Below are 12,061 nucleotides of genomic sequence, written 5' to 3'. Positions count from 1 at the left end.
CGGTTATTTCTTCAGTACCAGCAAGACATCCTCCAATTCGGAGATCGTTTGGCGGATCAGCTGCTTGTATTGCGTGGTGTCATCTTTGGCTTCATCACCGGAAAGCCGCAAGCGCGCACCTCCAATGGTGAAACCCTGGTCATAAAGCAGCGCACGAATCTGCCGGATCATCAGCACATCCTGGCGCTGATAATACCGGCGGTTTCCGCGACGTTTTACGGGGTTGAGCTGAGGGAATTCTTGCTCCCAGTAGCGCAGCACATGCGGCTTTACACCGCACAGCTCGCTGACTTCGCCTATGGCGAAGTAGCGTTTGCCAGGGATCGGCGGGAGCTCGTCGTTATGACTTGGTTCCAGCATAAGCCTCTACTCGGGCCTTCAACTTCTGCCCTGGACGAAAAGTGACTACACGGCGAGCCGTGATCGGGATTTCTTCTCCCGTTTTCGGATTGCGGCCAGGCCGCTGTCGCTTGTCACGCAGATCAAAATTGCCAAAACCTGACAGTTTGACCTGCTCGTTGTCTTCAAGAGCGTGCCTGATTTCTTCAAAAAACAGCTCGACCAATTCTTTGGCCTCGCGTTTATTCAGGCCCAACTCTTCGTAAAGACGTTCCGCCATCTCAGCTTTTGTCAGAGCCCCCATACGTCACTTCCTTAGCGTGGCGTTCAACCTTTGTTCAAGCGAGGTGAGGATATTTTGCGTTGCGGCGTTCACCTCATCGTCATTAAGAGTGCGCGATGGATGCTGCCAGGTCAAGCCAACTGCAAGGCTTTTTCTATGCGGATCAATGCCTTTACCCTGGTAAACATCAAATAACCTTAGGTCTGTCAGCCATTCGCCTGCATTTTCACGAATTACATCCAGCACAGCACTGGCTGCAACGTCACGATCGGCCAACAACGCCAGGTCACGACGCACTTCAGGAAAGCGCGATAACTCATGGAATTTCGGCATTTTACCTGCCGCCACTTCTGCCAGAACCAGTTCAAAAACAAACACTGGACGGTCAAGACCAAGGTTTTTTGAAAGCTCAGGGTGGATGGCACCGACATAGCCAACTTCGCGACCGTCACGCTCGATACGTGCAGTCTGGCCCGGATGCAGAGCAGGATGTTTGCCCGGCACGAAGGTAAACGCGTCCAGGGCACCGGCAAAACCCAGCACCGCTTCTACATCAGCCTTGACGTCGAAGAAGTCGACAACATCACGACCTTGAGCCCAGCCTTCAGGCAGACGACTGCCGCAAACAACACCCGCCAGCATCGGCTCTTGTTTCAGACCCTCAAGCTGGCCAACAAAACGCAGGCCGCTTTCAAACAGGCGAACGCGATCTTGCTGACGGTTCAGGTTGTGCTGCAACGACTTGACCAGGCCGGGCCACAACGAGGCACGCATGGCAGCCATGTCGTTGGAAATCGGATTGGCCAGCAACAGCGGTTCAACACCCGGGCTAAACAGTTCGAACTGTTTCGGGTCGATAAAGCTGTAGGTGATTGCTTCCTGATAACCACGAGCAACCAGCAAACGACGCAACTCTGGCAGGTCGCTACGCGCCTCTGCTTTGGCTTGCGGTGCCAGACGGGCCTGCGGGTAACGGACCGGCAGGCGGTTGTAGCCGTACAGGCGCGCCAGTTCTTCGATCAGGTCAACTTCCAGGCTGATATCGAAGCGATGGCTTGGCACTTCTACGCGCCATTGCCCTGCCCCTTCAGCGGTGATGGTCAGGCCCAGGGCGCTGAGCAGACGCTCAACTTCCGCCGCGTCCATTTCCATGCCGAGCATCTGGCTGATACGCGCTGCACGCAAGGTGATCGGTGCAATCGATGGCAGATACTGCTCGCTGACGGTTTCAACGATCGGTCCAGCTTCGCCGCCAGTGATTTCCAGCAGCAGGCCAGTGGCGCGCTCCATGGCTTCACGGGCCAGTTTCCAGTCCACGCCACGCTCGTAGCGGTGCGAAGCGTCGGTGTGCAGGCCGTAGGAGCGGGCCTTGCCAGCAACGGCGATCTGATCAAAGAAAGCGCTTTCAAGGAATATGTCGCGGGTCTTGTCGGTCACACCGCTGTGCTCGCCACCCATTACGCCGGCAATGGCCAAAGCGCGGGTATGGTCTGCAATCACCAGCGTGTCGCTGCGCAAGGTGACTTCCTGGCCGTCGAGCAGTACCAGCTTCTCGCCTTCTTCAGCCATGCGTACACGAATGCCGCCATTGATCTCGGCAAGGTCGAACGCGTGCAACGGCTGACCCAGTTCCAGCATGACATAGTTGGTAATGTCGACAGCGGCATCGATGCTGCGCACGTCAGCGCGACGCAGGCGCTCAACCATCCACAGCGGCGTTGGCCGGGACAGGTCGACATTGCGGATCACACGGCCCAGGTAGCGCGGGCAAGCAGCAGGTGCCAGCACTTCAACCGGACGCACTTCCTCGTGTACCGCAGCAACTGGCGCAACCACCGGGCGAGTCACCTGGGCGTTATACAGAGCGCCCACTTCACGCGCCAGACCTGCCAGCGACAGGCAGTCGCCACGGTTCGGCGTAAGGTCGACTTCAATGCTGGCGTCTTCAAGACCCAGATAGACGCGGATGTCCTCGCCCACCGGTGCATCGGCCGGCAACTCCATCAGGCCGTCATTGCCCTCGCCCACTTGCAGTTCTGCTTGCGAGCACAGCATGCCGTTGGACTCAACGCCACGCAGCTTGGCCTTTTTGATTTTGAAGTCACCCGGCAGTTCGGCACCGATCATGGCGAACGGGATTTTCAAGCCAGGGCGCACGTTGGGCGCACCACACACTACCTGAAAAGTCTCGGCACCATTGCTGACCTGGCAAACACGAAGCTTGTCAGCATCAGGGTGTTGCTCGGTGCTCAGCACCTCGCCCACAACCACGCCACTGAATACACCGGCGGCCGGCGTAACGCTGTCGACCTCAAGACCGGCCATCGACAGACGAGCAACCAGCTCGTCGCGACCTACCTGCGGGTTTACCCAACCACGCAGCCATTGTTCACTGAATTTCATCCTGCTCTCCTAAGAATTCGTTACGACTAGCGAAATTGCGCGAGGAACCGCAAGTCGTTGTCGAAGAACAGACGCAAGTCGTTCACGCCGTAACGCAGCATGGCCAGACGCTCAACGCCCATGCCGAAGGCAAAGCCCGAGAACTCTTCCGGGTCGATCCCGGACATGCGCAGCACGTTCGGATGAACCATGCCGCAGCCCATGACTTCCAGCCAGCCAGTCTGCTTGCAGACACGACAGCCTTTACCGCTGCACATCACGCATTCCATATCCACTTCAGCGGAAGGCTCGGTGAACGGGAAGTAGGACGGACGGAAACGCACGGCCAGTTCTTTTTCGAAGAACACCCGCAGGAACTCTTCGATGGTCCCTTTCAGGTCAGCGAAGTTGATATCGCGATCGATCAGCAGGCCTTCGACCTGGTGAAACATCGGCGAATGGGTGATATCCGAGTCGCTACGGTACACACGGCCCGGGCAGACAATGCGGATCGACGGCTGCTTGGATTCCATGGTGCGGACCTGTACCGGCGAGGTATGGGTGCGCAACAACATGTTGGCATTGAAATAGAAGGTGTCATGCATCGACCGGGCCGGGTGATGGCCTGGGATGTTGAGCGCTTCGAAGTTGTGATAGTCGTCTTCAACCTCAGGGCCTTCGGCGATGCCGTAGCCAATATGGGTAAAGAACTGTTCGATACGTTCCAGAGTCCGGGTCACCGGATGCAGACCGCCAGAGGTCTGGCCACGGCCAGGCAGGGTCACGTCAATGGACTCGGCAGACAGTTTGGCGGCCAGCTCGGCCTCTTCAAACAACGCCTTGCGCGCATTGAGAACCTCTGTGACACGCTCCTTGGCAACGTTGATGAGGGCACCGACTTGCGGACGCTCTTCTGCTGGCAAATTGCCCAGGGTCTTCATCACCTGAGTCAATTCACCCTTTTTGCCAAGGTATTGAACCCGGATTTGCTCCAGGGCATTGATATCTTCAGCGCTTTGCACAGCCTCTAGTGCTTGAGAGACCAGCGCATCCAGGTTTTCCATGTACAGACTCCAGATACAAAATAGGGGAAGAGCTTGAAGGCTCTTCCCCTATTTATGACGTTTAGCACCCGGGCTTACACAGGCAAGCCCAAGTGACTGTCGGGGGTACTTAAGCCAGAGTGGCTTTAGCTTTCTCGACAATCGCAGCAAACGCCGCTTTTTCGTTCACTGCCAGATCAGACAGAACCTTACGGTCGATCTCGATGGAAGCTTTTTTCAGGCCGGCGATGAAACGGCTGTAAGACAGACCGTTGATACGAGCACCAGCGTTGATACGAGCGATCCACAGAGCGCGGAACTGACGTTTTTTCTGACGACGGTCACGGTAGGCGTATTGGCCTGCCTTGATTACCGCTTGCTTGGCAACACGGAATACGCGTGAGCGTGCGCCGTAGTAGCCTTTAGCCAGTTTCAGAATTTTTTTGTGACGTTTACGGGCGACAACGCCACGCTTTACACGAGCCATGAGTTACTTCCTCTAGTCTTAACCAAAAATTAACGAAGGCGCAGCATGCGCTCGACTTTTGCCACGTCAGACGGATGCAGCAAGCTGCTACCGCGCAGTTGACGCTTACGCTTGGTCGACATTTTGGTCAGGATGTGGCTCTTGAAAGCGTGCTTGTGCTTGATACCGTTAGCAGTTTTCAGAAACCGCTTAGCAGCACCACTTTTAGTCTTCATCTTTGGCATGTTCGGATACTCCGCATTCAGTTGATAAACATAATCAGAAGGCCTGCCGTGCCCAATTGATTACTTCTTCTTTTTCGGGGCGATGACCATGATCAGCTGGCGTCCTTCCATCTTAGGATGCTGTTCGACGGTACCGTATTCCGCAAGGTCAGCTTCAACCCGCTTCAACAGTTCCATACCCAGCTCCTGGTGGGCCATCTCACGGCCGCGGAATCGTAACGATACCTTGGCCCTGTCCCCATCACTCAGGAAACGTACCAGGTTGCGCAGTTTTACCTGGTAATCCCCTTCCTCCGTCCCTGGACGAAACTTGATTTCTTTAACCTGAATCTGTTTCTGGTTTTTCTTTGCAGCAGCAACCTGTTTCTTCTTTTCGAAGATAGATTTGCCGTAGTCCATCAGCTTGCAAACTGGGGGTACTGCATCAGCGGAAATTTCCACCAAGTCCAGTTTGGCCTCTTCAGCTTTAAGAAGCGCGTCTTCAATTGACACAATCCCAAGCTGCTCGCCTTCAGCCCCAATTAACCGAACCTCGCGTGCCGAGATATTCTCGTTGATCGGGGCTTTCGGTGCAGCTCGTTTATCTTGTCTCATTTCACGCTTAATAATAATTACTCCGAATCATGGCGACCACGCCGGGAAACCGCTTGTGCGAGGAATTCAGCGAATTGCGCGACGGGCATCGAGCCCAGGTCAGCACCTTCACGTGTACGCACAGCGACAGTCTGCATCTCGACTTCCCGATCTCCGATAACCAAGAGATAAGGAACCTTGAGCAAAGTATGCTCGCGGATTTTAAAGCCGATCTTTTCATTTCTCAAGTCAGACTTGGCACGAAATCCGCTCTGATTGAGAGTTTTTTCAACTTCAGCAGCAAAATCTGCCTGTTTGTCAGTGATATTCATGATCACTGCCTGGGTTGGAGCCAGCCAAGCAGGGAATGCGCCTTCGTAATGTTCGATCAGGATACCGACAAAACGTTCGAACGATCCAAGGATCGCGCGGTGCAGCATAACCGGGTGCTTACGGCTGTTGTCTTCGGACACATATTCTGCGCCAAGACGGATCGGCAGGTTGAAATCGAGCTGCAGGGTACCACATTGCCAGACACGACCCAGACAATCTTTCAGAGAAAATTCAATCTTGGGACCGTAGAAGGCACCTTCGCCCGGTTGCAAATCGTACGCCAGGCCAGCGCTATCAAGGGCTGAAGCCAATGCGCTTTCGGCGCGATCCCACAGCTCATCCGAACCCACACGCTTTTCAGGACGCGTCGACAGCTTGAGCTCAATGTCCTTGAAACCGAAGTCAGCGTAGACATCCAGCGTCAGCTTGATAAAGGCAGCCGACTCGGCCTGCATCTGCTCTTCAGTACAGAAGATGTGGGCATCGTCCTGGGTAAAGCCACGCACACGCATGATGCCGTGCAGGGCGCCCGACGGCTCGTTACGGTGACAGGCACCGAATTCGGCCAGACGCAGCGGCAGCTCGCGGTAGCTTTTCAGGCCCTGGTTGAACACTTGCACATGGCAAGGGCAGTTCATCGGCTTGATCGCGTAGTCGCGGCTTTCCGACTGGGTAGTGAACATGTTCTCGGCGTAGTTGGCCCAGTGCCCGGACTTTTCCCAGAGGCTGCGATCAACGACCTGAGGAGTCTTGATCTCCAGGTAGCCATTGTCGCGCTGTACTTTGCGCATGTACTGCTCAAGTACCTGGTACAGGGTCCAGCCATTCGGGTGCCAGAACACCATGCCCGGGGCTTCTTCCTGGGTGTGGAACAAGCCAAGGCGCTTGCCAATTTTACGGTGATCGCGCTTTTCGGCTTCTTCGATACGCAGGACGTAGGCCGCCAGCTGCTTTTTGTCAGCCCAGGCCGTGCCATAGATACGCTGCAACTGCTCGTTCTTGGCATCGCCACGCCAGTAGGCGCCCGACAGCTTGGTCAGCTTGAACGATTTGAGGAAACGCGTGTTCGGCACGTGAGGACCGCGGCACATGTCGACGTATTCTTCATGGAAGTACAAGCCCATGGCCTGCTCGTCCGGCATGTCTTCGATCAGGCGCAGTTTGTAGTCTTCACCACGGGCAGCAAACAGTTCGATCACTTCGGCACGCGGCGTCACTTTCTTGATGACGTCGTAGTCTTTTTCGATCAGTTGCTGCATGCGCTGTTCGATAGCAGCCATGTCATCCGGGGTGAACGGACGCTCATAGGCGATATCGTAGTAAAAGCCTTCGTCGATGACCGGCCCGATGACCATTTTGGCCGTCGGGAACAGCTGCTTCACCGCATGACCGACCAAGTGGGCGCAAGAGTGACGAATGATCTCCAGCCCCTCTTCATCCTTGGGCGTGATGATTTGCAAGGTGGCATCGTTTTCAATCAGATCACAGGCATCCACCAGCTTGCCGTTGACCTTGCCGGCCACGGTGGCTTTAGCCAGGCCGGCGCCAATTGAAGCGGCAACCTCGGCTACTGAAACTGGATGATCGAAAGAGCGTTGACTGCCGTCGGGAAGAGTAATAGTTGGCATGGCGCCTCCTCTCCTAGTGGTGACCCCTACCAAAGGTCACGTGGGTTGGGATGAGCCAGTACGCGATTCGGTGGTATGCCTGCCTCACAGTGGCAGGAGCCTTGCGGCGAACCTAAAACCGAACCAGAGTGACTGGAGTTCAAATCAAAAAGGTTAATGGCACTGCATGACGGTTCAAGGAACACGCGAATGCAGGAAATAGCCAGGGCGGCATGCTAGCACAGATGGATACGCCTGTTGCGCACCCCTCCCCGCATCCGCGAGAAAACGGGGTTTTTTACAAAAGGGTGAACTTGAGCTCCACTTACCTTTCACATACTCAGTGATACACACTCGGTTTTAATGCCTACAAGGAGCATCTTATGCGCACGATCCGCTTACTCGCCTTCGCAGCCCCCCTGGCGCTGCTGCTACCCCTGAGCGCCCAGGCCGATAACTGGCCTGCAGGCGCCAAAAAAGACTACATGAAGGACTGCGTAGCGGCAGCCAGCCAAAGTGTTGACGCAAAAACGGCCCAACAGCATTGCGCATGCGGTGCGGACAAGCTGTCCGAGAAGTTCACAAGCGCCGAAATCACACAGCTGATGAGCAAGACAACCCAGCCTAGCGCAGAGCTTCGCACCCGGGCACTGGACGCCATCCAGGCTTGCCGGGCCAAGAAATAACCACCCTCCTCACGGCTCGAATTGAGCCGTGAGGAGAGCAAAAACAGTCAAAAACGCTCTTGCACGTAAAAAATATTGATTCTCGACTGCTTTTTTTCTAACAGCCTTTAGCCCTCAACCCCCCGTAAACCGGGGGTCTTGAGCATTTCAAAGAGCAGACGAGGGTTAACATTGCAGCAATCTGTAGCTCAGGGGGGCTCCCAAAGCGCACATTTCGACTATGATACCTCGGTGTGCCCAGTTGGCCTGAGCAGCACAGTACTACTGAAAATATAAGTTTCTTGGAGATACACCATGTCTAATCGCCAAACCGGCACCGTAAAATGGTTCAACGATGAAAAAGGCTTCGGCTTCATCACTCCTCAAGGTGGCGGTGACGACCTGTTCGTACACTTCAAAGCTATCGAAAGCGACGGTTTCAAAAGCCTGAAAGAAGGCCAGACCGTTTCCTTCGTGGCTGAGAAAGGCCAAAAGGGTATGCAAGCTGCACAGGTTCGTCCGGAGTAAATCTCCCGCGAACAAAAAAACCCCGTCCATGTGACGGGGTTTTTTATGCCTGACGCAATGTCAGGCCAGGTTAGCCGCAGTTAACCCGGGTAATGATGCCAGCGTCGTCCGCATTGAGATTGAGACGGTCCGAGCGGTACTCAAGCGTCATCACGTCATGCGGCATCAAAATACGCGCGTTCTGCGCACCAGCCTTGATACGGGCCTGTTCCAGAAGCTGCGCCGAAGCCTTTTGACCGACTGCAAATGCTGCTGATTTAGCATCGCAACGGCTATGCCCCGCCTCGGCGACAGGCTCCTTGACCGAACTTGCGGTGCTGCATCCGGACAGTGCCAAGACCGCCAACAACGAACCCAATGACACTAGCTTCCAAGACATGAAGCCTCCTTAAGATAAATAGTCTGAACCCTTGCGACAGCTTTTTCGCACATAGGTTGCATGACGCCTCTCAGCGCCTTCTGATTTGCCAGCACCGGCAAGTGTGCCCGAGCCGACTTTTACCGTGCACCCCTAATCATTGCCAAATATGTTCAGGTGTCAGTACACATCAATGTAATCGAACGGCGGATTAGGCCAGTTGTCCTTGAGGGCATTGAATATCTGCATGACCCAGACCTCATCGCTTGCTGCAACTTTTCCGACATAGCCAGAACCTGCCGCCCAGGTCTCCAGCCTGAAAAGCAGACCGTCGATATCGACACCGCCCACCACACCCGAAGAAATATAAGCGATACCCGTCTTGGTCACGCGCAACTGTGTATGGGCATCATCACTGGCCGAGGCCAGCAACTGACGCACAGCGCCAAGAGTAAAGCCCTCAGGGTTGTTTAGATCAATTTGCATGGCCTGCACCGCTCCCAAAAAGTGCAAGTGTGGCACGCAGTGCGGGGGTCATGGGCTGTTGAGGGTGCAAAAACCAATATTTACTTTGGTCTATTCATAGCGAAATGACGACTTTTTGCTAAAATCGCCTTTTCACGCCCCCTTCCCATGAGCACCCCATGACAACAGTCAGCATCGATGCAGATATCAAGGCCAAGTGGCATCAAGGACAGTGCTCATACAGCCCTGGCAGCCCTGAAGAGCTGGCCATTATCGGCATCGACCTTTTGGTTAAAGAGCTCGGCACGGAAGCTGCCCGAGCGTTCGTCAGTCAGGTGTTCGAAAAGTACAAACCGGCCGAGCCCGTCAGGCTGACCTGACGGCGCGCAACCTCACTTCACTTGAGCCGGCCCAGACGCGCGGTAAGCAAGTCAAAAAAGCCCTGCGCGTCACCGCTCTCGACCCAAAAGGCGTTTTTGGGCTGGTTCAAGGTGTTGTACCAGTCCGGGATAGTCTGGCCAAAGGTCGGCCCCTCGCGAGTATCCACGACCAGGTTGACTTCACGCCCGGAGAACAGCGCAGGATTGAGCAGGTAGGCAATGACACTGGCATCGTGAACAGGCCCGCCAGGCAGTCCGTAGTGCACCATGTCGCCTTTCACATATTCATTGAGAATATCGCCCACCAGTTTGCCGGCCGTATTGCCCAGTGCAGCGATCTGCTTCAGTCGCGCCTCGCTGGTAAGGATCTTGTGTGTCACATCCAGCGGTACATAGGTCAGTTTCACCCCGCTCTTCAACACCACGTCTGCCGCATGCGGATCGGCATAAAGGTTGAACTCGGCAACCGGGGTGATATTACCGCCATTGAAATGGGCGCCGCCCATGACCACGACTTCCTTGATTCCCTGCGTGATTTCCGGGGCCTGGATCAAGGCCAGGGCCAGGTTTGTCTGCGGGCCGAGCATGGCAATGGTCACGCTGCCTGGCTTGGCTGCACGCAAGGTATCAACCAGGTAATTGACCGCATTGGCCTTTTCGAGACCTTTGGCCGGCTCATGCACAGGCACACCGGTGACGCCTTCCTGGCCGTGAATGTTCTCGGCGTAAATCGGCGTACGCACCAGGGGTTTAGGCGCCCCGGCATACACCGGCACGTCTTCGCGCCCTGCCCACTCCCGGGCCAGCCGGGCATTGCGCGAGGTCTTGTCGAGCCGTACGTTGCCCGCCACGGTGGTAATGGCCCGCACCTGTAACTGCTCCGGTGAAGCCAGTGCCAGCAGCAGAGCGACCACATCATCGGCGCCGGGGTCCGTGTCGATGATCAAATCGATCTTGTCTGCGGCTTGAACACTCGACATCGTGATGGCGGACACGAACAAGACACTCCTGATCAATGGCTGAAAAATCCGGGTAAAACGTGGCATCACAACTCCCTGGTTATTTGTCTAAAAAGTCACGCCAGAGACCAAGGCAATATTGCAGTACGGGCGACACTCTCCAGTACGAACAATCACCTTTGCCTGCAGGCATAGTTCCTTGAAAGCATTATGGGTGAGCAGGCTCCTTGAGCCCAACTCCCCCTTGCCTGCATATTCGTCGATACATGACAGCGCCGGGCATGGCGCCTGCAACAACTCAGTGGCGAGCACATGGCTTTGCACCTGCATCTCACTGAGCAGGGCGCGCAACGTGCTGGCAACATCAGGCACGCCTTGAGTCAGGGCCAGATCAATCAGTTCGATGCCCTTGGGCACCGGCAAACCGGCATCGGCAATCACCACGATGTCGCCATGCCCCAGCGAGGCAACCAGCCGCGACAAGGCGATATTCAGCAGCGGTGTTTTTTTCATGGTGCTTTAAAGCCCTGAACATCACGCAACAATGGAATCGAAGGCTGAGCCCCCGCCCGAGTGACCGATAACGCGGCGGCGACCTGCGCAAAGCGTATCGCGTCGTCCTCTTCCATACCCGCCGCCAGCGCGGCAGAGAAGCCGCCGACAAAGGTATCGCCCGCCGCCGTGGCATCCACCGCCTCGACCTTGGGCGCAGTAAAGTGCATCACTCGGTGGGCACTGACAAACAAGGCCCCCAGCGCGCCCAGGGTGACAATCACCTTGCCCGCGCCCAGCTCGACCAACCGCCGGGCAGCCCGCCCGGCCGACTCAAGGGAATCAACCGGCACACCGCTAAGCGCCCAGGCCTCGCTCTCATTCGGGATCAGGTAGTCGATGGCGCCATACCAGTGCCCCGGCAACGGAGCACTGACCGGGGCGGGATTGAGGATCACCACTTTGCCCAGTTCACGTCCACGCGCCAGCACGCATCCGACTGTTTCCATCGGCACTTCAAGCTGGCAAACAAGCACTTGCGCACCTTGCAAGACGTGATCAAAGGCGCGGATATCTTCCGCGGCCAGGCAGCCATTGGCACCCGGCACCACCACAATGGTGTTCTGGCTGCAGGCATCCACCGTGATAAGGGCCACGCCGCTGGCACAATCAGGCACGGTGCGCACTGCCACACAATCAACCCGGTCAGCCAGCAAGCCGTCGCGCAACTGCACGCCATAGGCGTCACCGCCGACACAGCCGAGCATTGCCACCCGGGCACCCAGGCGCGACGCTGCTACCGCCTGGTTCGCGCCCTTGCCACCGTGCACGGTGGTAAAGGATTGCCCGAACACCGTTTCCCCCGGGCGCGGCAATCTCTCGGTACGCGTGACCAGATCCATATTCAGACTGCCTGCAACCACAACATTCGCTTGCATGTATC

At 56.1% G+C, this 12,061-nt stretch carries 16 protein-coding genes; 3 read left to right on the top strand and 13 right to left on the bottom strand.

The features are described 5' to 3' along the window. Nucleotides 1–3: 3 nt before the first annotated feature. The 8 genes from HBN79_RS08545 to thrS form a co-directional block, all read right to left on the bottom strand. The gene (locus HBN79_RS08545) at nt 4–360 is read right to left on the bottom strand and encodes a MerR family transcriptional regulator (RefSeq protein WP_095001969.1); all 357 of its coding nucleotides are present in this window, start codon (nt 358–360) and stop codon (nt 4–6) included. Then, nucleotides 341–643 (bottom strand): integration host factor subunit alpha, encoded by a 303-nt coding sequence (gene ihfA / locus HBN79_RS08540; RefSeq protein ID WP_002553164.1) that lies wholly within the window; start codon nt 641–643, stop codon nt 341–343. Before ihfA ends, HBN79_RS08545 begins: the two co-directional genes overlap by 20 nt. A gap of 3 nt (nt 644–646) precedes the next feature. Continuing rightward, entirely contained in the window at nt 647–3,025 is a 2,379-nt protein-coding gene (gene pheT, locus HBN79_RS08535; RefSeq protein ID WP_095001970.1) for a phenylalanine--tRNA ligase subunit beta, read from the bottom strand. Nucleotides 3,026–3,051: 26 nt separating this feature from the next. After that, nucleotides 3,052–4,068 (bottom strand): phenylalanine--tRNA ligase subunit alpha, encoded by a 1,017-nt coding sequence (gene pheS, locus HBN79_RS08530; RefSeq protein WP_169916545.1) that lies wholly within the window; start codon nt 4,066–4,068, stop codon nt 3,052–3,054. A 109-nt stretch (nt 4,069–4,177) separates the two neighbouring features. Beyond that, nucleotides 4,178–4,534 carry a 50S ribosomal protein L20 gene (gene rplT, locus HBN79_RS08525; protein ID WP_003442184.1) on the bottom strand — a complete coding sequence of 119 codons (357 nt, stop codon included), beginning with the start codon at nt 4,532–4,534 and terminating at the stop codon, nt 4,178–4,180. Between the two features lie 29 nt (nt 4,535–4,563). Next, a complete protein-coding gene (gene rpmI, locus HBN79_RS08520; RefSeq protein WP_002553160.1) occupies nt 4,564–4,758 on the bottom strand; it encodes a 50S ribosomal protein L35 in 195 nt (64 codons plus the stop codon). 60 nt (nt 4,759–4,818) lie between these two features. Continuing rightward, nucleotides 4,819–5,370: a translation initiation factor IF-3 gene (gene infC, locus HBN79_RS08515; RefSeq protein ID WP_169916631.1), complete on the bottom strand. Its 552-nt coding sequence runs from the start codon at nt 5,368–5,370 to the stop codon at nt 4,819–4,821. Next, entirely contained in the window at nt 5,370–7,292 is a 1,923-nt protein-coding gene (thrS, locus tag HBN79_RS08510) for a threonine--tRNA ligase (protein ID WP_095001972.1), read from the bottom strand. The genes infC and thrS overlap by 1 nt, the downstream gene beginning before the upstream one ends. A gap of 362 nt (nt 7,293–7,654) precedes the next feature. Between thrS and HBN79_RS08505 the strand changes: the two genes are divergently transcribed. Both HBN79_RS08505 and HBN79_RS08500 read left to right on the top strand, forming a co-directional pair. Further along, nucleotides 7,655–7,957, top strand: a complete 303-nt coding sequence (locus HBN79_RS08505) for a hypothetical protein (RefSeq protein ID WP_095001973.1) — start codon at nt 7,655–7,657, stop codon at nt 7,955–7,957. A 294-nt stretch (nt 7,958–8,251) separates the two neighbouring features. Continuing rightward, nucleotides 8,252–8,464, top strand: a complete 213-nt coding sequence (locus HBN79_RS08500) for a cold-shock protein (RefSeq protein WP_003179963.1) — start codon at nt 8,252–8,254, stop codon at nt 8,462–8,464. Between the two features lie 70 nt (nt 8,465–8,534). Here HBN79_RS08500 and HBN79_RS08495 read toward each other — a convergent pair whose 3' ends face one another. Then, the gene (locus tag HBN79_RS08495; RefSeq protein WP_095001974.1) at nt 8,535–8,843 is read right to left on the bottom strand and encodes an I78 family peptidase inhibitor; all 309 of its coding nucleotides are present in this window, start codon (nt 8,841–8,843) and stop codon (nt 8,535–8,537) included. A 159-nt stretch (nt 8,844–9,002) separates the two neighbouring features. Continuing rightward, on the bottom strand, nt 9,003–9,308 hold the full coding sequence (locus HBN79_RS08490) for a hypothetical protein (protein ID WP_095001975.1): 306 nt from the start codon (nt 9,306–9,308) through the stop codon (nt 9,003–9,005). Between the two features lie 158 nt (nt 9,309–9,466). On the opposite strand from HBN79_RS08490, the gene HBN79_RS08485 reads away from it, so the two are divergent. Next, the gene (locus HBN79_RS08485) at nt 9,467–9,667 is read left to right on the top strand and encodes a hypothetical protein (protein WP_095001976.1); all 201 of its coding nucleotides are present in this window, start codon (nt 9,467–9,469) and stop codon (nt 9,665–9,667) included. A 17-nt stretch (nt 9,668–9,684) separates the two neighbouring features. On the opposite strand, the gene HBN79_RS08480 is transcribed toward HBN79_RS08485, so the two are convergent. Genes HBN79_RS08480 through rbsK form a run of 3 tightly spaced genes read right to left on the bottom strand, consistent with a single transcriptional unit; the run spans nt 9,685 to nt 12,056 of the window. Beyond that, entirely contained in the window at nt 9,685–10,713 is a 1,029-nt protein-coding gene (locus HBN79_RS08480) for a nucleoside hydrolase (RefSeq protein ID WP_095023610.1), read from the bottom strand. Nucleotides 10,714–10,734: 21 nt separating this feature from the next. Beyond that, entirely contained in the window at nt 10,735–11,139 is a 405-nt protein-coding gene (gene rbsD, locus HBN79_RS08475) for a D-ribose pyranase (RefSeq protein WP_095001978.1), read from the bottom strand. Continuing rightward, nucleotides 11,136–12,056 (bottom strand): ribokinase, encoded by a 921-nt coding sequence (gene rbsK / locus HBN79_RS08470; RefSeq protein WP_095018576.1) that lies wholly within the window; start codon nt 12,054–12,056, stop codon nt 11,136–11,138. The genes rbsD and rbsK overlap by 4 nt, the downstream gene beginning before the upstream one ends. Nucleotides 12,057–12,061 lie beyond the last annotated feature (5 nt).

Origin of the sequence: Pseudomonas sp. WS 5051 (assembly GCF_012985715.1) — a bacterium.
GTDB classification, from domain to species: Bacteria; Pseudomonadota; Gammaproteobacteria; order Pseudomonadales; family Pseudomonadaceae; genus Aquipseudomonas; species Aquipseudomonas bubulae.
This window is presented reverse-complemented; position numbering and strand designations above follow the sequence as displayed.